The sequence below is a fragment of the Sphingomonas sp. genome (assembly GCF_965248875.1).
Classification (GTDB): domain Bacteria; phylum Pseudomonadota; class Alphaproteobacteria; order Sphingomonadales; family Sphingomonadaceae; genus Sphingomonas.
This window is the reverse complement of sequence record NZ_CBDFKR010000011.1, coordinates 1,728,666-1,749,374: the sequence shown is the minus strand read 5'-3', so window position 1 is coordinate 1,749,374 and position 20,709 is coordinate 1,728,666. Positions and strand designations below refer to the sequence as shown.

Below are 20,709 nucleotides of genomic sequence, written 5' to 3'. Positions count from 1 at the left end.
CGCGCCCGCCCTTGGCGCTCCGCCCGCGCGCGGCTATCGCGCCGGCGATGAGCGACATCGACGACCTCCAGACCCACCTCCTGACCGCGATCGACGCCGCGGCCGGGCTCGACGCGCTGGAGACGTGCCGCGTCCATGCGCTCGGCAAGCAGGGCGTGGTGACGCAGCGGCTCAAGACGCTGGGCGCGATGACCCCCGGCCAGCGCCAGGCCGAGGGGCCGCGCATTCATGCGCTGCGCGAGGCGGTGGCGGGTGCGCTGGCGGCGCGCAAGGCGGTGCTGGAGACGGCGGCGCTCGACGCCAGGCTGGCGGGCGAGCGCGTCGACATGACGTTGCCCGTCGATCTCGCCGCGACCGGCTCGATCCATCCGGTCAGCCAGGTGATGGACGAGCTTGCCGAGATCTTCGCCGACCTGGGCTTCGCGGTCGCGACCGGGCCGGAGATCGAGGACGACTGGCACAATTTCACCGCGCTCAACATCCCGGAGACCCATCCCGCGCGCGCGATGCACGACACCTTCTACGTCGAGCGAACGGACGGCCAGGGCGAGCGGCACGTGCTGCGAACCCACACCAGCCCGGTGCAGATCAGGGCCATGCTCGCGCAGAAGCCGCCGCTGCGCATCATCGCGCCGGGGCGCGTCTATCGCTCCGACTGGGACGCGACCCACACGCCGATGTTCCATCAGATCGAGGGGCTGGTGGTCGATCGCGGCATCACGCTCGGGCATCTGAAGTGGACGCTGGAGACGTTCCTCAAGGCGTTCTTCGAGCGCGACGACATCGTGCTCAGGCTGCGTCCCAGCTTCTTCCCCTTCACCGAGCCGTCGGCGGAGGTCGATGTCGGCTGGACGATGCGCAACGGCAAGCGGGCGCTCGGCGGCAGCGAAGGATGGATGGAGCTGCTCGGCTCCGGCATGGTCCACCCGCGCGTCCTCGCCAATGCCGGTGTTGACCCCACCGAGTGGCAGGGCTTCGCGTTCGGGGTGGGCGTCGACCGGCTGGCGATGCTGAAATACGGCATGGATGATCTGCGCCCCTTTTTCGAGGCCGACGGCCGCTGGCTGCGCCATTACGGCTTCTCCGCGCTCGACGTGCCGACGCTCTCGGCGGGGGTTTCCCCATGAAGTTCACCCTGTCCTGGCTGAAACAGCATCTGTTGACCGATGCGACACTGGACGACGTGACCGATGCGCTGACGCGGGTCGGGCTGGAGGTGGAAGGCGTCCACAATCCCGGCGTGGCGCTCGCCCCGTTCCGCATCGCGCGCGTGTTGTCGGCGGAGCGTCACCCGCAGGCCGACAAGCTGCAGGTGTTGCAGGTCGACGCCGGGGACGGACCGCTGCAGGTCGTCTGCGGCGCGCCCAACGCGCGCGCCGGGCTGGTCGGGGTGTTCGGTGCGCCGGGCGCGTACGTCCCGGGGTCCGGCATCACGCTGAAGGTCGCGAGCATTCGCGGCGTCGAATCGAACGGCATGATGTGTTCCGCGCGCGAGCTGGAGATCGGTGAAGGCCATGACGGCATCATCGACCTGCCCGCCGACGCGCCCGTGGGTACGAGCTACGCCGATTATGCCGGGCTGGCCGATCCGATGATCGAGGTCGCGGTGACACCCAACCGGCCCGATTGCATGGGTGTCCGCGGCATCGCGCGCGACCTGGCGGCGGCAGGGCTGGGCAAGCTCAAGCCGCTCGCCGAGGCGTGTCGCGTCGACACGCACCCGGTCGAGGGCGCCGGCCCGGCGCCTGACGTCCGGACCGACGATCCGGACGGCTGCCCCGCCTTCTACGCGCAGGCCGTCGCGGGGGTGCGCAACGGCGACGCGCCGGCGTGGATGCGGCGCTACCTTCAGGCGATCGGGCAGAAGCCGATCTCCGCACTGGTCGACATCACCAACTTCGTGTCGGTCGACCTCGGCCGGCCGCTCCACGTCTATGACCGCGCGAAGCTGACCAGCGCGCTCGTCGCCCGCCGCGCGCGAACGGGTGAAAGCGTCGAGGCGCTCAACGGCCGCACCTATGACCTGGCGCCGGGAATGACGGTGATCGCCGATGACGCGGGCGTCCACGACATCGGCGGCATCATGGGCGGCATGGCGTCCGGCGTGTCGGCGTCGACCACCGACGTGCTGATCGAATGCGCCTATTTCGCGCCCGGTGCGATCGCGCGGACGGGACAGGCGCTGCAGCTGACCAGCGACGCGCGCCAGCGGTTCGAACGCGGCGTCGATCCGGCGTTCCTGGACGAGGGGCTGGCGATCGCGACGCGGCTGGTGCTCGATGCCTGTGGCGGCGCGCCGTCGGCCGTCACCCGCAGCGGCGAGCCGCCGCTCCAGCGGCGCGCGGTGATCTACGACCCGCATCTGGCGCGCGACCTTGGCGGCCTTGCCGTTCCGCCCGGGAGACAGGCGCGTATCCTGCTGTCGCTCGGCTGCACGATGGGCGCGATCGACCATCCCGACGCCTATACCGACGCCCTGTTCGCGACGATCCAGCGGCCCTGGCCCGTTACCGTGCCGAGCTGGCGTCCCGACATCGACGGCCCCGCCGACCTGGTCGAGGAGGTGATCCGCATCGCCGGGATCGACCATGTCCCGTCGATGCCGCTCGACCGCCCGCCCGGCGTCGCGCCGCCCGTCGCCACGCCCGCGCAGAAGCTGGAGCGCCGCGTCCGCCGCGCCGCCGCCGCGCGCGGGCTGGATGAGGCGGTGACCTGGAGCTTCGTCCCGGAAGAACAGGCCGACGCGTTCGGCGGCGCCGCCTGGGTTGTCGCCAACCCGATCAGCGAGGAGCTGAAGGCGATGCGCCCGTCGCTGCTTCCCGGGCTGCTCGCCGCGGCGGCGCGCGATGTCCGGCGCGGCGCGGGCGCGACGCGGCTGTTCGAGATCGGGCGGCGCTATGTGGCGGATGCGGAGCCGCTGACGCTGGGGCTGGTGCTGGCAGGCGACAAGCGCGTGCGCGGGTGGCGTGACGGCAAGGCGGCGGCGTTCGACGCCTTCGACGCTAAGGCGGAGGCGCTGGCGCTGCTCGCCGCGGCGGGTGCGCCCGTCGACAACCTTCAGGTGATGGGTGAGGCGGGCGAGGCGTGGCACCCCGGCCAGTCGGCGACGCTGCGGCTCGGGCCGAAGACGGTGCTGGCGCGCGTCGGTCTTCTCCATCCGGCGACCCTTAAGGCGTTCGATCTCGACGCCCCGGTCGCCGCGGCGGAGCTGTACCTCGACGCGATCCCGGCGCGGCGGGCGGCCGGAACCGCGCGTCTTCCCTATGCGCCGCCCGTTCTACAGCCGGTACGCCGCGACTTCGCATTCACCGTGCCCGCGGACCTGACCGCCGAGGCGCTGGTCCGCGCGGTCCGCGGCGCCGACAAGGCGGCGATCGTCGCGGCCCGCGTGTTCGACGTCTTCGCCCGGGCGAAAGAGGAGGGTGGCGACCAGTCGATGGCGGTTGAGGTGACGCTGCAACCCGGCGACAAGGCATTCGTAGAGGCCGAACTCAAGGCGATCGCTGACCGGATCGTCGCCGCCGCGGCGAAACAGGGCGCGAGCCTGCGCACGTGAAGGGCGCCGACGCCCTGATCGCGCGCCTGCTCAGCGACGCCGCGCCGCTCCTCGCCGACCCCGACCCCGGCGCCGACATGGCGGTGCTGTTCCCGGTCGATATGGACCCGGTCGACCGCCACTATCGCTACGGCGTCGCGATCGACGCGGAGTTGCGGTTGGCAGGCGTAGGCTGCGACGCTGGCGGCGGCATGCTCTATGCCGCGGACGACGAAGCCGACGAGGATGGCGAGCACGAGACCGTATTCACCGTACTGGAGATCGACGCGACCGACGTCGGTGGCGCGCGCGCGCTGATGCGGCTTCATTTGCCCGACCTCGGCTGTCCGGCGGGGACGCTGATCCACTGGGGCGATGACGGCGAGGATAGATGGGACGGCGAGCGCTGGCACCTTGACGTGCCGCGCAGCTTCGAGGTGGAGGATTGATGACCGACGCGTGGGTCACGATCGCGAGCGATTGCCTTACCGCAGCGATCAATCCGTTCGGGGCGGAGCTGTCGTCGCTCCAGGACGCCGCCGGCCGTGAGCTGATGACCGACGCCGACCCCGCTTTCTGGACCGGGCGCGCGCCGATCCTGTTCCCGGTGATCGGCACGACCAATGGCGGTGTCGTGCGGGTTGAAGGGCGCGATTATCCAATGGCGAAGCACGGCTTCGCGCGCCGGTCACGGTTCGCGGTTGCCGCCGCCGAGCCGTCGCGCGCCATCTTCGCGCTGGAGGATAACGCAGAGACCCGCGCCGCCTATCCCTTTGCCTTCAGGCTGGAGCTGAGCTTCGCGCTCGATGGTGCGACGCTGGCGGTCGAGGCGCGGATCGCGAATTGCGGCGCGATCGAGATGCCCGCACAGTTCGGTTTTCACCCCGCGTTTGCCTGGCCGCTTCCCTACGGCCTGCCGCGCGCCGAGCACCGCATTGCCTTTGCGGCGGACGAGGACCAGCAACTGCGACGCGTGCAGCCCGACGGCCTGATCGACCCGGAACCGCGGCCCAGTCCGCTCCACGGCCGCGAGCTGGTCCTGTGCGATGAGCTGTTCACCGACGATGCGCTGGTGTGGGACCCGGTCCGCTCGCAGCAGGTCGGTTACGGCGCCGCGTCCGGCCCGCAGTTGACCGTCGCCTTCCCCGACACCCCCCGGCTGGGCATCTGGACCAAGCCGGGCGCGCACTATGTGTGCATCGAGCCGTGGCACGGCATTGCCGACCCGGCCGGCTTCACCGGCGAGTTGCGCGACAAACCAGGCGTGTTCCTGGTCCCCCCGGGCGGCAGCCAGCGGATCGGCATGCGCGTGACGCTGACGGAATAGCTGTCCTACAGGACCTCGCTGTGCCACAGGCGCCATCGCACCGTCGCCGTGCGGCGCCTGAACCGACGACGCAAATAATCGCATGTGCGGCAACTTAGACAACTTCGGCCACCCGGCTATCAGGGATGACGATGACCTCCTCCCGCCGCACCTTCGCGATCATTTCGCATCCCGACGCGGGCAAGACGACCTTGACCGAGAAGCTGCTTCATGTCGGCGGCGCGATCCATCTCGCCGGCGAGGTCAAGGCGCGGGGGCAGAACCGGCGCGCGCGCTCCGACTGGATGAAGATTGAGCAGCAGCGCGGCATCTCCGTGACCAGCTCGGTGATGACGTTCGAGAAGGACGGCGTCACCTTCAACCTGCTCGACACGCCGGGGCACGAGGATTTCAGCGAGGATACCTACCGCACTCTCACCGCGGTCGACTCCGCCGTGATGGTGATCGATGCGGCGCGGGGCATCGAGGCGCAGACCCGCAAGCTGTTCGAGGTCTGTCGCCTGCGCTCGGTGCCGATCATCACCTTCGTCAACAAGGTTGACCGCGAAGGGCGCGCCCCGTTCGAGCTGCTCGACGAGATCGCCGACGTGCTAGCGCTCGACGTTGCCCCGATGAACTGGCCGATCGGGATGGGGGGCGAGTTCGAAGGCGTGCTCGACCTCGGCTCCGGGCAGGTCGCCCGGCCCGATGGCGAGAGCCGGACGTTTCAGGGACGCACGGATACGGCGCCATTGTCCCACCGCTTCGCCGAGGAGGTCGAGTTGGCGCAGGGCGGCTACGCGCCGTTCGATGCGCAGGCGTACCGGCATGGCGACCTTACGCCGGTGTATTTCGGCTCGGCGCTAAAGGATTTCGGACCCGCCGAACTGATCGCCGCACTCGCCGCCTACGCCCCGCCGCCGCGGCCGCAACCCGCCGAGCCCGCGCCCGTGCCGCCCGATGCCGACGAGGTCACGGGCTTCGTCTTCAAGGTGCAGGCCAATATGGACCCGCAGCATCGTGACCGAATCGCCTTCATGCGCCTGTGCTCGGGGACATTCCGGCGCGGCATGAAGCTGACGCCGTCTGGCACCGGCAAGCCGATCGCGGTCCATTCGCCGATCCTGTTCTTCGCGCAGGACCGCGAGCTTGCCGACCTCGCCTACCCCGGCGACATTATCGGTATCCCCAATCACGGTACGCTGCGCGTCGGCGATACACTCTCGGAGCGCGCCGACGTGCGTTTCACCGGTCTGCCCAATTTCGCGCCGGAGATCCTGCGCCGCGTGCAGCTGAAGGACCCGACCAAGACCAAGCAGCTGCGTAAGGCGCTCGACGATATGGCCGAGGAAGGGGTGACGCAGGTCTTCTATCCCGAGATCGGCTCGAACTGGATCATTGGCGTTGTCGGCCAGCTCCAGCTCGACGTCCTGCTCAGCCGCCTCGATGCCGAGTACAAGGTCGCCGCCGGACTCGAACCCGCGCCGTTCGACACCGCGCGCTGGGTGTCGAGCGACGATGCAGCCGACCTCAAGGCTTTCGCCGACCTCAATCGCACCGCGATGGCAAAGGATCGCGACGGCAATCCGGTGTTCCTCGCCAAGTCGGCCTGGGAGGTCGGCTATGTCCAGGACCGCTACCCAAGGGTGCGTTTCGCCGCGACGCGCGAGCGCTAGGGCGGCATTGACCGCGCCTTCGCTGCGGCGCAGCATCGTGCGATGATTGCGCTACCCCCGATCGCCAACGACCCCGACATCCGGTTTTTGGGCGCAATGCTGGGCGAGGTGATCCGCGGCTATGCGGGCGAGGACACCTATGCGACGATCGAGGCGATCCGCCGCGCCTCGGTCGATCGCCGCCGCGCGGGGGAGGCGGCGATGCCCGACCTGTCCGGGGTGCCGCTCGACCGGACGCTGGAGGTCGTGCGCGGTTTCATGCTCTTCTCGATGCTCGCCAACCTGGCCGAGGATCGGCAGGGCGCGGTAGCCGAGGAAGGCGCGGACCTGGCGAGCGCGCTCGGTCGTTTGCGCGCGGAGGGCGTCGATCCGGGGCTGGTCCGCGATACGCTGGCGAACGCGCTGGTCGCGCCGGTGCTGACCGCGCATCCGACAGAGGTTCGGCGCAAGTCGATGATCGACCACCGCAACCGCATCGCCGCGCTGATGGCGCTGCGCGACGCCGGCACGGCGGAAACGTCCGACGGCGATCTGGTTGACGACGCGATCCGCCGTCAGGTGGCGCTGTTGTGGCAGACCCGCGCGCTTCGCCGCGAGCGGCTGGTAGTAACCGACGAGGTCGAGACGGCGCTCTCTTATCTGCGTGACGTGTTCCTGCCCGCGCTGCCCGCGCTCTATGCGCGCTGGGACCGGGCGCTGGGCGAGCGAATACCCTCGTTCCTCCGCCCCGGAAGCTGGATCGGTGGTGACCGAGACGGCAACCCGTTCGTCACCGCGGACTCACTCCAGACGGCACTCGCCCGTGCGGCGGAGGCGGCGATCGGCCATTACCTCGACGCGGTGCACGCGCTTGGCGCCGAGCTCTCGGTAGCGGCGGCGCAGGCGCCGGTGGACGAGGAAGTGCTGCGGTTGGCGGCACAGAGCGGCGACACCGCCGCGAGCCGCCAGGACGAGCCCTACCGCCGTGCGCTGTCGGGCGTCTATGCGCGGCTCGCGGCGACCCATCTAACGCTGACCGGCAGGGCAGCGCCGCGGCCCGGGTCGCAGACCGGCGCGGCCTATGCCGACCCGCAGTCGTTGCGCGCCGATCTGGTCGCGATCGCCCGCGGGCTGGCCGCGGGCGGCGGCGGCGCACTGGCGAGCGGCGGGGCGCTGGGACGGCTGATCCGCGCCGTCGACCTGTTCGGCTTCCACCTCGCGACGCTCGACCTGCGCCAGAACTCGGCGGTGCTCGAGCGCGTCGCCGCCGAGTTGCTGCGCGAGGCGGGCGTCGAGCCCGACTACCTCGCGCTCGACGAGCCGGCGCGGGTGGCGGCACTTCGCCGCGAGCTGGCGAGCCCGCGGCCGCTCCGTACCCGTTTTGGGAACTACAGCGACGAGACGCTGGGCGAACTCGCCATCGCCGCTGCGGCCGCCGCCGCCCATGCCCGCTATGGGCCAGAGTGCATTCGCCAGCATATCGTCAGCATGACCAAGTCGGTCAGCGACCTGCTGGAGGTGCAACTGCTACTCAAGGAAGCCGGGCTGTACCGGCCTGGCCGGGGCGAGGGGGCGCTACCGACCGCCGCGGTCATGGCGGTGCCGCTGTTCGAGACGATCGAGGACCTGGAAGCCGGTCCGGCGATCATGCGCGCCTGGTTCGCGCTGCCCGAGGTCGCCGCGGTGACCCGCGCCCGCGGCGATCAGGAGGTAATGATCGGCTATTCGGACTCGAACAAGGACGGTGGCTATCTGACATCGACCTGGGCGCTGTCGAAGGCGTCCGCCGCGCTGCTGCCGGTGTTCGAGGCGTCGGGGGTGCGGCTGCAGCTCTTCCACGGCCGTGGCGGCGCGGTGGGGCGCGGCGGCGGCTCGGCCTTCGCCGCAATCCGCGCGCAGCCACGCGGCACGGTCGGCGCGCGCATCCGCATCACCGAACAAGGTGAAGTCATCGCGGGCAAATACGGCACCCGCGCCAGCGCCGAGGCGAACCTGGAGGCGATGGCGTCTGCCACGCTGCTCGCGACGTTGGCGCCGCCGCAGCTCTCGCCCGCCGCGAACGAACGGTTTGCCGCCGCAATGGAGTCGCTGTCGGCCACCGCTTTTGCCGCCTATCGCGACCTGGTCTATGGCGACGACCGGTTCCGCACCTTTTTTCGCCAGATGACCCCGGTTCGCGAGATCGCGGACCTCAACATCGGCAGCCGCCCCGCCAGCCGCACCCGGTCGGACCGGATCGAGGACCTGCGCGCGATCCCCTGGGTGTTCAGCTGGGCGCAGGCGCGGGTGATGCTGCCGGGCTGGTACGGAGTCGGCCAGGCACTGGCGGAATTTGCCGACAAGGGGCTGCTGGCCGAAATGGCGGCGGGCTGGCCGCTGTTCGCGACGACGCTCGCCAATATGGAGCAGGTGCTCGCCAAGTCCGACATCGCCATCGCCGCGCGTTATGCTGCGCTGGTCGAGGATCGAGCGTTCGCCGACCGCACGTTCGGCCAGATCGCCGACCAGCACGCCCGGACGATCGAGGCGCTGCTCGCCGCCACCGGGCAGTCGCGGCTGCTGGAGAAGAGTCCGCGGCTCGATGCGTCGATCCGGCTACGGCTGCCTTATGTCGAGCCGCTGAACCTGCTTCAGGTCGAGCTGTTGCAGCGGCATCGCACGGGGGAGGACGATCCGCGCATCGCCGACGGCATCCTGCTCTCGATCAACGCGATCGCGACCGCGCTCAGGAACTCTGGCTGAGATCGAGGTGCGGCCAGTCCTCCGGCCGTTCCACCGCGACGATTGGGTTGCCCGCAGTCTCGCAGATCGCGGCCTCGATGGGCCGTCCGCTGACGGCATGGCCGACCAGCTCGACCCGTGGGCTGAGCGGGTTTTCCGGCACCTCGCTGATTACCACCGCCAACTGCCCGCGCTGCAGCCGCACCAGCGTGCCCGCCGGAAAGGCGCCGATCAGCGTCCGCAGCGCGCGCAACACTTGCGGGTCGAACTGCCCCACGGCGCGTGTCATCACCTCCAGCACCGCCGCGGCCGGCCGCGCCTCCTTGTACGCCCGGCGCGAGGTCAGCGCGTCATAGACGTCGCAGACCGCGGCGATGCGGGCGTGGATGCTGATCTCGTCCGCCCTGAGCGCATGCGGATAGCCCGAACCATCGAGCCGTTCATGGTGGTGGAGCGCGACGTCGAGCACGATCGGGTCCATCTCCCCCAAGCGGCGCAGGATTGCGGCGCCGCGTTCGGGATGGGTCTTGATCGTGACCCACTCGTCGGACGAGAGCGGGCCGGGCTTGTCGAGGACGCTGACCGGCACTTTCGACTTGCCGATGTCGTGGAGCATGCCCGCCAGCCCCGCGGCGGCGACCTGTTCCTCGGGCAGGCCCAACTCGCGGGCGAGGCCGATCATCAGCGCGCTGACGGCAATCGAGTGGATATAGGTGTATTCGTGGCTGCTGCGCAGGCGGGTAAGGCCGATGACGGCGTGACGGTGGCGGTTGATCGACAGCGCCACGTCGCGGGTCAGGCGCCTGATCGCCGGCAGGTCGATCGGCTGGCCGTCGCGCAGCGCGTCGAACTGCGCGCGCAGAACCTGCTTCGCCTTGTCGATCAGCGCCGCGGCCTTGGCCATCTCGCGCGCCGGCGGCAGCTCCGCCCGCGGCTGAGCCGACCGGGACGGGGCGCCGTCGGGCATGCGCGGCGGCGCCGTCGCGCGGCCCCAATCGGTCGCCACGAAGCCGCTGGGAAGGGAAGTGGCACTCGCCATCCCGGTTCCGTACCGGCAAACCTGCTTGCAAATGGTTATCGGCGGCGGGGTTGTCGACGGTCAGACCAGCATCGGCCCGCCCATTTCGATGCGGGGCGAACGACTGGCGGCGCGAAGCGGAAAGGCCCAGCGGAAGACCGCCAGCGCCATTCCGGCAGCGGCATAGCCGATGATCACGGCGACCGGGTTCCAGAACAGCGCCAGCGCGATCAGCACGCGGGGCAGCAGTGGATTGATCCCGAGCTCTTCGCCCAGCCCCGCGCAGACGCCGAGCAATGTGTCTTCGCGGGTGAAGAGATTGGCGGACTGATCGGTCATGGTGGCGTCCCTTGCTACGGCGAAGCGGTTTGTTCGCGTTCAGAGCAAGCTTTGCAGGGGGCGTGCCAGTTACGATAACCTCGCTCTTACAATAGCATAGCGTGTGCAGAGCAGATGGGTTTCTTCGGGTGTAGGGATAATACGCCATGACATAGTGCTTTACGCCAGAAACGGCGCGGCGAACTCCGGGCGGACGCGGAGCAGGCGGCCGGTCGCGCGATCGAGCAGCGCCCAGGTCGAACGGCCCTCGATGCAAACACGGCCGTCGCTGCCGGTGAAGCGGAAGCAGCGGTCGAAGCGCGCGCCTCTGGGCTCGCCGACCCAGGTCTCGCCCGTTACCGTCTCGCCGATACGGACATTGCCGCGGTAATCGATCTCGTGCCGGGTCACGACCCAGACATGCGCCGCCCGGTGCTCGGGCGGCGCGACCGCCTCCCAATGACTGACCGAGAGGCGTTGCACCCAGACGACCCATACCGCGTTGTTGACATGGCCGAGTTCGTCGATGTCCGCGGGGGCGGCGGTGAAGGCGAGGCGAAAGGGAGCGCTCACTCCCCGATGCCGAGCTGCCACAACACGAAGGCATGTTCCTCCGCCGCCTCGCGCAGGTTCTCGAAACGGCCGGATTTTCCGCCATGGCCTGCGCCCATGTTGGTTTTCAGCAGCAGGATGTGGTCGTCAATCTTCGTCGCGCGCAGCTTGGCGGCCCATTTGGCGGGTTCCCAGTAGGTCACGCGCGGGTCGTTGAGGCCCCCGGAGATGAAGAGCGGGGGATAGCCCTGCGCGCGGACATTCTGGTACGGGTCGTAGCCGCGGATCAGGTCGAACGCGGCCTTGTCCTCGATCGGATTGCCCCATTCTGGCCATTCGCCCGGCGTCAGCGGCAGGTCGGCGTCCATCATCGTGTTCAGCACGTCGACGAACGGTACGTCGGCGATCACCGCGCCCCACAGGTCCGGGTCCGAATTGACAACCGCACCCATCAGCTCGCCACCCGCCGAGCGCCCCGCAATCGCAATGCGCCCGGCGTCGGTCCAGCGGTCGGCGATCAGGCCTTTCGCCGCGTCGACGAAATCGTTGAACGTGTTCTCGCGCTTGTCGAGTTTACCGTCGTGATACCATTGCTGGCCCAGATCGTCGCCGCCGCGGATATGCGCGATGGCAAAGGCGAAGCCGCGGTCGAGCAGGCTGAGCCGTCCTGTCGAAAAGCCCGGCGGGATGGCGTAGCCATAGGCGCCGTAAGCGTAGAGGTAGAGTGGCGCTTCGCCGTTCTTCTCGAACCCGGCGGGATAGACGATCGACACCGGGATCTGCGTTCCGTCGCGCGCAGCGATGTGAAGACGCTCGGTCTGGTATTTCGCGCTGACATAGCCTGACGGGATTTCCTGGACCTTGCGAAGGACGAGTTCCTGCGTTTCGATATCATAGTCATAGACGGTGCCGGGCGTGACCATCGACTCATAGCCGAGCCGCAGCGTGTCGACCGCATATTCGGGATTGTCGCCCAGTCCGGCGGCATAGCTTGCCTCCGGAAAGGCGATCGCCTTTCCTGCGGTGGGCTTGTCGTAGTGATGGACGGCGAGCTGATCGAGGCCGTCGAGGCGGCCTTCGACCACGAAGAAGTCGCGGTAGCATTCGACGCCCGTCATGTAGAAATGCGGGTCGGGCGCGATCAGCTCGGTCCACTCGCCCGGCCGCTCGACCGGCGCGGTGCACAGCCGCCACATCGGATCGGTGTCGTTGGTGTGGATGAACAGCGTGCCGTCATGCTCGTCGACGTCGTATTCACAGCCGGGGAGGCGCGACGCGACCAAGATCGGCGCGGCGAGCGGGTCGTTGGCGGGGAGCAGGCGGATTTCGCTGGTGACATGATCGCCGGTGGCGATGACGATCCAGTTGCGCGCGCTCGTCTCCGCCACCGCGACGCGATAGCCCTCGTCAGCCTCGTGAAAGAGCACCACATCGTCCGCTACCGCTGTTCCGAGCCGGTGGAAGCGGGCGTTGTCGGTCCGCCATTGCTCGTTGGCCAGGCCGTAGAGGAAGCCTGAATCATCGCTGGTCCAGACGATGTCGGAAAGCATGCCGGGGATGACCTCCGGCAGGTGCTCGCCGGTCGCGAGGTCCTTGACCCGCACTTCGAACCGCTCGGCGCCGCTGTCGTCGATCGCATAGGCGAGTTTGCTGCCGTCGTTCGACACCGCGAACGCGCCGAGGCGGAAATACTGCTTGCCCGCGGCAAGCGCGGGTTCGTCGAGCAACAGCTCGTCCGCGCCCCCGGCCACCGGCTTTCGCCACCAGCGGCGATACTGGCCGCCGGTCTCGAAATCGGTCCAGTAGAGCCAGTCGCCGTCCTTCTGCGGCACCGAGGATTCGTCCTCCTTGATGCGCGCTTTCATCTCTTCGTAGAGCCGGTCGACCAGCGGCTGATGCGGCGCCATCACCGCCTCGAAATAGCTGTTCTCGGCCGTCAGATAGGCGAGGATGTCGGGGTCGGTGACGTCGGGATAATCGGGGTCCTTGAGCCACGCATAGGGATCGTCGATCGTTGTTCCGTGCGCGGTGAAGCTGTGCGGGCGGCGTTCGGCAATGGGGGGGGCAACGGGGATGGCGGCGATGGGGGGCGTGGGGTCGATCATGGGTCCGCCCTATCGCGTGAGCGCCCGAAGTCGAGCCGTGCGTCATCGGAAGTAGAGGCTAAGTAGAGGCATGATCGCGCCATTCACGCCGGCGCGGCGGGTGCCGGATGTCGGCGGTGGGCTGAGGAGGGTGCGATGCCGCATCCGCCGTACCAGCCACGGCAGGGGGCGTGTAGGACAGCTGATTCTTTCCACACGGCGCGGTGTGGATCAGTTCTTGCCCGAATCCTGCGATGGCGTGTCGGGTTCGGGCTGGTCCTCGCCGCTACCCGGCGGGGCGGGCGGCTGCCAGCTCCGCGCGACATAGCCGTGGCGCTTCAGGAAGGCGGCGAGCGCGTCGGGATAGCTTTGATATTGTATCTGCCGGTCGGCGGGACACTCGCCGGTGCCGACCGCTACCGAACAGCCGGCCGGTAACTGCCATTCGACCGATGCGTCATAAGCGGAGACCATCTCCTGCCAAGCCCGATCGAGCCGCCCCGCGCGCGCGGCGGCGGCAACATAGGCGGCGCACGCGCCGTTGCGCGTCATGCCGTCGCCGCCGCCACGGCACGTTTCGCCGTTCGCGCGCATCGCGTCGGCGAACAGGCGGCGAAAGGCGGGACGCGCCGACACGTCAACGACGCGGCCGCCGGTGACGTTGAGCACCCTCGGCACACTGGCGCTCATCGCGTAGGGAGCGAATGCGTACAGAAACGACTGGTCGGTCAGCACGAAGTCGGCGACGCCGTCGCCGGATACGTCGTGCGGTGGCGTGACGGAGTCGCCGTCCCAGGCGCCGAGATCGACGGTACGCAGCTGCCCGCCGGAAAGCCCGGCGAGTTGCAGATGCGTGCAGCAGTGTGCGCCGCCGGTGTAGCTCTGCAGCATCACGACGGGCGCCGCGCCCGCACGATTCTGTACCGCGGTGATCCGGTGTTCGGCAGTGGGCGCGCCGGGGTCGCCGGTGAGCCGGACGCTGGCCGTGCCATAGCTGACGTCGACCACGGGCGCGGTGGTCTCCCCACTGCCGGTGGCGGCGATGCGGACCGCCATCGCCCCGACCTCTCGCTCCACCGTGCCGCCAGCGGTGGCGCCGGTCCAGGTCAGCGTCTCGCCGGGGGCCAGCGGCGGCAGCCCGGGGTCGGGGGGCAGCGGTGCGGGAAAGGCGACCGGCGTTGCCGACGCGGCCGGGTGCGGCAGCACACCCGCGGGGCGGGTCGGCGGCAACAGCGCCCACACCATCGCTGCAACCAGCAGGATGGCGGCGACGACCCCGCCGATGATCAGCAGCGGATTGAGCGGGGCGCCGCGGCCGCGTGATGCGCCGCCGGGCGAGAGCGGACGCTGTTGCGGCGGCGACAGGAGCGGGGGGCCATAAGGTGGTGGCGGCGCCGGGTTGCCCGGCGCGCCGATCGACTGGCGACGGTCCAAAAAGGCGGCGCCCGGCTGGCCCCCGATTTGAGCCGGCGTGGGACCGTCGGGCGGCGTTCCCAGCCGCAGCGTCGGCGTGGCGGGCGGCGGGCCGGGCGGCGCGTCCGTCGGCTTGTCACGCGGCGTGAACCCCGCCGGAGCGGCCGCACCGGCCGCCGGGGGAAGCCGGATGGTGGGCGAGACGGCCCCCCCGTCCATCCGCGGCGAAGGTGCGGCGGGCGGATGGGATGGCGTCGGGGCGGCGCGCTCGACCGGCGACGCCGGCGGGGTCACGGGCGCCGCTGTTACCGGCGCACGCGACAGCCCGGTCTGCGCCAGCACCTCCGCCTTGGCGGCGTCGAACTCGGCGTCGGTGATATGCCCCGCCGTCCGCAAGGCGCTCAGCCGTTCGAGGTTCTGGATCCAATCCGCCACGCGCTTCTCTCTACTCCGGAAACGCGGCAGCCTTAGTTGTTGGCGGCGGCGCAAACCAGCGAGAACACCTTGTCGCCGATCGTCTCAGGGACGACCGGCTCATAGCCGGTATCCGCTGCGTAGGCGGGTTCGCTATAGCTGTCCACGTTGCGCCCGTAGCTGTCGTAAGTGGAGCTGGAGATCACTTTCTCCGTCTGCGCGCGGCAATCGAAACTCCATAATTGCATGGCGCGCCGGAAGCTTACCGTGCGGTCTCGCGAGAAATCGATCTGAACCCAGGTCTGCATCCTGTTGCCCACGATTCGTGGCGCACGCGTGGCATCAACGGAATAGGTGCGACCGTCATCGCTGGTTGCGATCCTAACCCATTCGGCGGCGGCCGCTTGGGACAGGCCGCTCACGACCAAAGCAACGCCGATGAATGAGTGCCGCATAATCATCTCCCGGCTGTGGGAGTCGGGCGGCGGAACACGGTGAGCAAGTTACAATGATGAAAGGTTGCGGGATTTACGATGGCGCGGTCGGTCCGCCCGCTGCGATCCACGCCGCGATCTTGCGTTCCAGCACCGGCATCGGCAGCGCGCCAGTGTCGAGCACGGCGGCGTGGAAGGCGCGGGGGTCGAAGCGGGGTCCGAGCGCCGCCATCGCCTGCGCCTTCAGGCGGCTGATGGTGAGCTGACCGACCTTGTAGGCGAGCGCCTGGCCAGGATTGACGATGTAGCGCTCGACTTCGGCGGTCGCGTCCGTCCGGCTCTCGGGCGAGTTGGCCATCAGATAATCGATCGCCTGATCGCGGGTCCAGCCTTGGGCGTGCAGGCCGCTGTCGACGACGAGGCGCATCGCGCGCAGCATCTCGTCGTTGAGGCCGCCCATGCGCGCGTAAGGGTCGGTCTCCATCCCGAGCGGCTGCCACAGGCTCTCGGCGTAGAGCGCCCAGCCCTCCACATACGCCGTGTTGCCGCCGAAGCGCATGAAGGCCGGCAGCGCCGCGTTCTCCTGCGCCAGGCTGATCTGATAATGATGGCCGGGGATCGCCTCGTGCAGATACAGCGTCTCCATCGACCAGGTGAAGCGCGAGGGCAGGTCGTAGGTGTCGTAGTAGAAGATACCGGGCCGCGTGCCGTCCGGCGTGCCCTGCTCGTACGACCCCGACGCGGCGGTGCGCTCGCGGAAAGCGGGGACCTGGCGCAGCTCGAGCGGGGACCGCGGCACCAGCGCGAACTGCTCGCGGACGCGCGCGTCGACGCGCCGCCCGATCGCCTCGAAATCGGTACGGACCTCGGCGGCCGAATGCGGCGCGAAACGCGGGTCGGTGCGCATGAAGTCGAAGAACTGCCGGAGCGTGCCGGTGTAGCCGACGCGGCGCTGCTGCTGCTCCATCTGGCCGCGGATGCGCGCGACCTCGTCCAGTCCCATCTGATGCACCTGTGCGGCGGTCAGCGGCAGCGTCGTCTCCGACTCGATCCGGTAGGCGTAATAGGCCGCGCCGCCGGGCAACGCCGACAGCCCCACCGTGTCGCGGGCGCGGGGCAGGTAGCTATCGTGCAGGAAGTCGCGGACGCGGCGGTGCGCGGGCGTCAGCACGTCACGCACCTGCGCCGCATAAGCCGCGGTGAGGCGGCTGCGCTCGGCGGCGGGTACGGCATCGGGGAACATCGTCACCGGTGCGTAGAAGGTGGAGTGTTCGACGCCCTCCGCGATGAGATTGTCGAACTGCTCGATCATGTTGACGACGGTCAGCCGCGGCAGAAGGATGCCCTGCGCCAAGCCTGTACGCAGCCGCTCGATCACCCGGTCATAGGCGGCGGCATATTGGGCGTTGCGCCGGAGGTTGTTGTCATAGTCGAGCACCGTCCTGAACGGCGCCGCACCCTTGCCGCTGGCGAAGTCGGGATACCAGGTCTGGATGCCGCCGAAATGGTCGATCGGCATGCCGCGCGCGACCCGCAGGTTGGACGGCGTGCGGTAGAACTTCAGCCCGATGTCGAGGCCGTTGCGGAAAACGTCATAGGCGATCTGGTCGACCGCGGTCAGGCGCGCGCGGTCGATGCGCGTCAACGCCGCGAGGTCGGCCCGTGCGTTGCGACGCTCCCGTTCGGTCGCGGCATCGGAGAACAGGTCACCGAGCCGGTCGGCATAGCGCAGGTCACCGCGATAAATGGCGCTGATCGGGTTTTCGCGCAGGTCGCGCTCATCGCTGTCGTAGAACAGCTGCTTGAGCTGCGCGTCGGCCGGGCCGTCGCCCGGCAGCGGCACGGGCGGGGGCAGCGCCTGTGCGCAGGCCGGGCCTGTGCCCGCCAGCAGCGCCGTCGCGATCAGAAGGGCAGCCCGCATCTCATATTCCTCTGGTTGCCGCGAGACGCTAGCGGCGGGAAAAGTCGGGAGCAACGAAGATGGACATGATCGGCGTGATCGGCGCAGGCCAGATGGGGGCAGGCATCGCGCAGGTGTCGGCACAGGCGGGCTTCCGGGTGCGGCTCGCCGACGTCTCGCGCGAGCGGGCGGAGGCGGGCAGGGCGGAGATCGCAAGGGCGCTCGACCGGCAGGTCGGTAAGGACAAGATCGACGAGGGCGCACGTGACGCGGCGCTGGCGCTGATCGAGCCGGTCGACGGGGTGGCGGCGATGGGCGAAGCGCGGCTGGTGATCGAGGCCGCGACCGAGCGCGAGGAGATCAAGCGGCGCATCTTCGCCGACGTGGGCGCGGTGATGGCGGCGGACGCGATCCTGGCGAGCAACACCTCGTCGATCCCGATCACCCGGCTGGCGCAGGCGGCGCCCGACCCGGCTCGGTTTGTCGGCGTCCATTTCTTCAACCCGGTTCCCGTCATGGGGCTGATCGAGCTGATCCGCGGGCTGGCGACCAGCGACGCGACGGTGGCGGCGGTCGAGGCCTATGCGGTGCGGCTGGGCAAGGAGGTGGTCCACGCCAACGACGCCCCCGGCTTCATCGTCAACCGGGTGCTGATGCCGATGCTCAACGAAGCCTGCTTCGCGCTGGGTGAGGGGGTGGCGAGCGTGCGCGACATCGACTTGGCATGCCGGCTTGGGCTGAACCATCCGATGGGGCCGCTGGCGCTCGCGGATTTCATCGGGCTCGACACCTGCCTGGAGATCACGCGCGTGCTGTTTGAGGGGACGGGCGATCCCAAGTTCCGCCCGGCGCCGGTGCTGGTCAAATATGTCGAGGCGGGGTGGTTCGGGCGAAAGGCGGGGCGGGGGTTCTACGACTATACGGGCGCGGAGCCGGTGCCGACGCGATAGTCCCACGGATTGACAAGGTGGACGCCGGTGTCGGCGAAGCCGCGTGTGTTGCGCGTTGCAAGCGTCAGATGGTGAACCAGTGCGGTCGCGGCGATCAGCGCATCGTGCCGTGAGCGTGTGACCGGCACATGCAGCGATGCGCAGGCGAAGGCCACCGCGGTGTCGACCGGCAGAATGGCGTCGGCGAACAGCGGCAATAACTGGCGTTCAAGCCATCGCGAAAGCGTCCGGCCCTGCACCGGATCTTTGCGCTCCTTCAACAACACGCCCGTCCGCAGTTCCAGGATTGTGATTGCGGATAGAAATACCGGCGTGCTCCCGATCGAGACATTCCAGGCGGCAACCGCAGGATTGATCCTGCCCGATGCTATACGTCGTAGCTCCGATACCACGACCGTATCGATAAGGATCAATCGCTGTCGTCCGCAAAGGGGTAGACGAATGGCTCTATGACCCGCGGTGGCAGCTCGAGATCGATGTCCGCCACGTCGGCGTTCGTCAGGAGGTCGGCGAGCGAGAGGCGCGTCGCGGACAGACGCCGGTATTCCTCGATGCTGAGCAAGACGTGTTTGGGCTCCCCGCGATCCGTGATGAACACGGGCTCCTGCAATGCGGCGCGGCGCGCACGCGCCGTCTGCTGATTGAACTCGCGGCTGGAGTATTGAACCGTCATCGCCAATGTGTGGCAACGGCGCTACATTGCGGCAACCATCGCCACGCATTGCTCGATCCGTCGCACTCGCGTAGTCGGCCGCTTCGCTTCCGCCACCGCCTCCACATGCTCGCGTTGGTGGGTATAGGCGAGTGTCGTCCACCGCTCCCAGGCGCCCGCCGCCTCCAGCGCGGCGCGCAGGTCGGACGGCGCCTCAATCGTGCGCGGGGCGATGTCGAGGTTCAGCGTGACGGTCAGCGGCTGCCCCTCGACCACGCCCGCCGCCTCGCGGTGGCTGCGGCGCAAGGGCACGAAGACGCCGTCGCCCATGTTGGCGATCGTGCTGCGGTAGCTATAGCCGCCGATCGTCACCACCACCGGCGCCCGCGCCTTGCCGAACACCGCCTTGGGATCGAAGGGCAGGCGGATTTCGAGCAGTTCGCCCGCGACCGGCACGACCGTGAAGGTCCGGCTCGGCGGTTCAGCCGTCATCCGATCAGCAGCCCCGCGAGCGCAGCGCTCATCAGGTTGGCGAGGCTGCCCGCCGCCAGCGCGCGCAGGCCGAGCTTCGCGATCACCGGCCGCTGGTTGGGCGCGAGCCCGCCCGTCACCGCCATCTGGATCGCGATGGAGGAGAAATTGGCGAAGCCGCAGAGCGCGAACGTGACGACCGCGACGGTGTGCGGCGACAGTGCCGCCTTGGCATCCTTGAGGTAGCCGAATGCGACGAACTCGTTGATGACCACCTTGGTCCCGAACAGGCCGCCCGCCGCGCCTGCTTCGTCCCAGGGCACGTTGAGCAGGTACATGACCGGCTGGAAGACGCGCCCGAGGATCGCCTGGAAGGTCAGGTCCGGATGGCCGAACCAGCCGCCGATACCGCCCAGGATGCCGTTGGCAAGCGCGACCAGCGCCACGAAGGCGAGCACCATCGCGCCGACCGCGACTGCCAGCTTGACGCCGGTCTGCGCACCCTCTGCGGCGGCCATGATGACGTTGGCGGGACGCTCCTCGCCAAACGGGATGTCGCCTTCGACCGCAGGCTCCCGGCCTGCGTCGGCGGGGTCGTCGGGCATCACCAGCTTGGCCATCAGGATGCCGCCCGGCGCCGACATGAAGCTGGCGGCGAGCAGATAGGGCAGCAGGTCGGTGCCGAGCATCGAGGCATAGGCGGCGAGGATGGTGCCGGCGACGCCGGCCATGCCGACGGTCATCACGCAGAAGATCTGCGACGGGGTCAGCTCGGCCAGGTAGGGACGGATGACGAGCGGCGCCTCGCTCTGCCCGACGAAGATGTTGGCCGCGGCGCCGAGCGATTCGACCTTGGAGATCCCGGTGACATACTGGATGCCGCCGCCGATCCATTTGACGACGAACTGCATCACCTTGAGATAGTAGAGGATCGAGATCACCGCCGCGAAGAAGATGATGACCGGCAGCGCCGCCAGCGCAAAGCTGTGGCCGCCCAGCGCCGGCCCGGCGAGCGGGCCGAAGATGAAGTCGATACCCGCCTGCGCATAGCCGAGCAGGTTGGCGACGCCGCGCGCCAGCGCCTCGATCACCAGCTTTCCCGCGGGGACGTAGAGCACCAGCACCGCGATTCCCGCCTGTAGCGCAAAGGCGGCGCCGACGACCCGCAGCCGGATCGCGCGACGGTTCGTCGACAGCAGCACTGCGATACCGAGGATGACGAGAATGCCGGCGAGGCCGATCAGGAGGCGGGTCATGGGCGGCGGTTGTTGCAGGGTTGCGGCGGA

18 protein-coding genes are annotated in these 20,709 nt (G+C 69.1%); 7 read left to right on the top strand and 11 right to left on the bottom strand.

The features are described from left to right. Positions 1-47: 47 nt before the first annotated feature. The 6 genes from pheS to ppc all read left to right on the top strand — a co-directional run bounded on the left by pheS (position 48) and on the right by ppc (position 9,238). Positions 48-1,127 carry a phenylalanine--tRNA ligase subunit alpha gene (gene pheS, locus ACP2AD_RS15725; protein WP_425230980.1) on the top strand — a complete coding sequence of 360 codons (1,080 nt, stop codon included), beginning with the start codon at positions 48-50 and terminating at the stop codon, positions 1,125-1,127. Then, a complete protein-coding gene (pheT, locus tag ACP2AD_RS15720) occupies positions 1,124-3,556 on the top strand; it encodes a phenylalanine--tRNA ligase subunit beta (protein ID WP_425230979.1) in 2,433 nt (810 codons plus the stop codon). The genes pheS and pheT overlap by 4 nt, the downstream gene beginning before the upstream one ends. Then, positions 3,553-3,984: a hypothetical protein gene (locus tag ACP2AD_RS15715; RefSeq protein ID WP_425230978.1), complete on the top strand. Its 432-nt coding sequence runs from the start codon at positions 3,553-3,555 to the stop codon at positions 3,982-3,984. Before pheT ends, ACP2AD_RS15715 begins: the two co-directional genes overlap by 4 nt. Then, positions 3,984-4,862 carry an aldose 1-epimerase family protein gene (locus ACP2AD_RS15710; RefSeq protein WP_425230977.1) on the top strand — a complete coding sequence of 293 codons (879 nt, stop codon included), beginning with the start codon at positions 3,984-3,986 and terminating at the stop codon, positions 4,860-4,862. Before ACP2AD_RS15715 ends, ACP2AD_RS15710 begins: the two co-directional genes overlap by 1 nt. A 131-nt stretch (positions 4,863-4,993) precedes the next feature. Continuing rightward, the gene (locus ACP2AD_RS15705) at positions 4,994-6,517 is read left to right on the top strand and encodes a peptide chain release factor 3 (RefSeq protein ID WP_425230976.1); all 1,524 of its coding nucleotides are present in this window, start codon (positions 4,994-4,996) and stop codon (positions 6,515-6,517) included. A gap of 42 nt (positions 6,518-6,559) precedes the next feature. Beyond that, positions 6,560-9,238, top strand: coding sequence for a phosphoenolpyruvate carboxylase (ppc, locus tag ACP2AD_RS15700; protein ID WP_425230975.1), 2,679 nt, complete (start codon positions 6,560-6,562; stop codon positions 9,236-9,238). On the opposite strand, the gene ACP2AD_RS15695 is transcribed toward ppc, so the two are convergent. From ACP2AD_RS15695 to ACP2AD_RS15665, 7 genes are all read right to left on the bottom strand, one after another. Next, positions 9,222-10,256, bottom strand: coding sequence for an HD domain-containing phosphohydrolase (locus ACP2AD_RS15695; protein ID WP_425230974.1), 1,035 nt, complete (start codon positions 10,254-10,256; stop codon positions 9,222-9,224). The two genes, ppc and ACP2AD_RS15695, sit on opposite strands and share 17 nt — an antisense overlap. Positions 10,257-10,316: 60 nt before the next feature. Continuing rightward, positions 10,317-10,574: a PspC domain-containing protein gene (locus tag ACP2AD_RS15690; protein ID WP_425230973.1), complete on the bottom strand. Its 258-nt coding sequence runs from the start codon at positions 10,572-10,574 to the stop codon at positions 10,317-10,319. A gap of 159 nt (positions 10,575-10,733) precedes the next feature. After that, on the bottom strand, positions 10,734-11,126 hold the full coding sequence (locus ACP2AD_RS15685; protein WP_425230972.1) for a thioesterase family protein: 393 nt from the start codon (positions 11,124-11,126) through the stop codon (positions 10,734-10,736). Continuing rightward, on the bottom strand, positions 11,123-13,210 hold the full coding sequence (locus ACP2AD_RS15680; protein ID WP_425230971.1) for a S9 family peptidase: 2,088 nt from the start codon (positions 13,208-13,210) through the stop codon (positions 11,123-11,125). The genes ACP2AD_RS15685 and ACP2AD_RS15680 overlap by 4 nt, the downstream gene beginning before the upstream one ends. Positions 13,211-13,420: 210 nt before the next feature. Further along, complete coding sequence (locus ACP2AD_RS15675) at positions 13,421-15,037, bottom strand: SHOCT domain-containing protein (RefSeq protein WP_425230970.1); 1,617 nt, start codon at positions 15,035-15,037, stop codon at positions 13,421-13,423. 32 nt (positions 15,038-15,069) lie between these two features. Further along, on the bottom strand, positions 15,070-15,471 hold the full coding sequence (locus ACP2AD_RS15670) for a surface-adhesin E family protein (RefSeq protein WP_425230969.1): 402 nt from the start codon (positions 15,469-15,471) through the stop codon (positions 15,070-15,072). A gap of 73 nt (positions 15,472-15,544) precedes the next feature. Further along, a complete protein-coding gene (locus ACP2AD_RS15665) occupies positions 15,545-17,371 on the bottom strand; it encodes a DUF885 domain-containing protein (protein ID WP_425230968.1) in 1,827 nt (608 codons plus the stop codon). Positions 17,372-17,430: 59 nt separating this feature from the next. Here ACP2AD_RS15665 and ACP2AD_RS15660 point away from each other — a divergent pair, with 59 nt between their 5' ends. After that, positions 17,431-18,300, top strand: a complete 870-nt coding sequence (locus ACP2AD_RS15660; RefSeq protein ID WP_425230967.1) for a 3-hydroxyacyl-CoA dehydrogenase NAD-binding domain-containing protein — start codon at positions 17,431-17,433, stop codon at positions 18,298-18,300. Here ACP2AD_RS15660 and ACP2AD_RS15655 read toward each other — a convergent pair. From ACP2AD_RS15655 to ACP2AD_RS15640, 4 genes are read right to left on the bottom strand one after another with little or no spacing between them, the layout of a single operon-like run. Beyond that, the gene (locus ACP2AD_RS15655) at positions 18,267-18,713 is read right to left on the bottom strand and encodes a type II toxin-antitoxin system VapC family toxin (protein ID WP_425230966.1); all 447 of its coding nucleotides are present in this window, start codon (positions 18,711-18,713) and stop codon (positions 18,267-18,269) included. The genes ACP2AD_RS15660 and ACP2AD_RS15655 overlap by 34 nt on opposite strands. Continuing rightward, a complete protein-coding gene (locus tag ACP2AD_RS15650; RefSeq protein WP_425230965.1) occupies positions 18,710-18,973 on the bottom strand; it encodes a type II toxin-antitoxin system Phd/YefM family antitoxin in 264 nt (87 codons plus the stop codon). The genes ACP2AD_RS15655 and ACP2AD_RS15650 overlap by 4 nt, the downstream gene beginning before the upstream one ends. 21 nt (positions 18,974-18,994) lie before the next feature. Continuing rightward, positions 18,995-19,444 (bottom strand): YdeI/OmpD-associated family protein, encoded by a 450-nt coding sequence (locus ACP2AD_RS15645; RefSeq protein ID WP_425230964.1) that lies wholly within the window; start codon positions 19,442-19,444, stop codon positions 18,995-18,997. After that, the gene (locus ACP2AD_RS15640) at positions 19,441-20,679 is read right to left on the bottom strand and encodes a NupC/NupG family nucleoside CNT transporter (protein ID WP_425230963.1); all 1,239 of its coding nucleotides are present in this window, start codon (positions 20,677-20,679) and stop codon (positions 19,441-19,443) included. The genes ACP2AD_RS15645 and ACP2AD_RS15640 overlap by 4 nt, the downstream gene beginning before the upstream one ends. Positions 20,680-20,709: the final 30 nt, after the last annotated feature.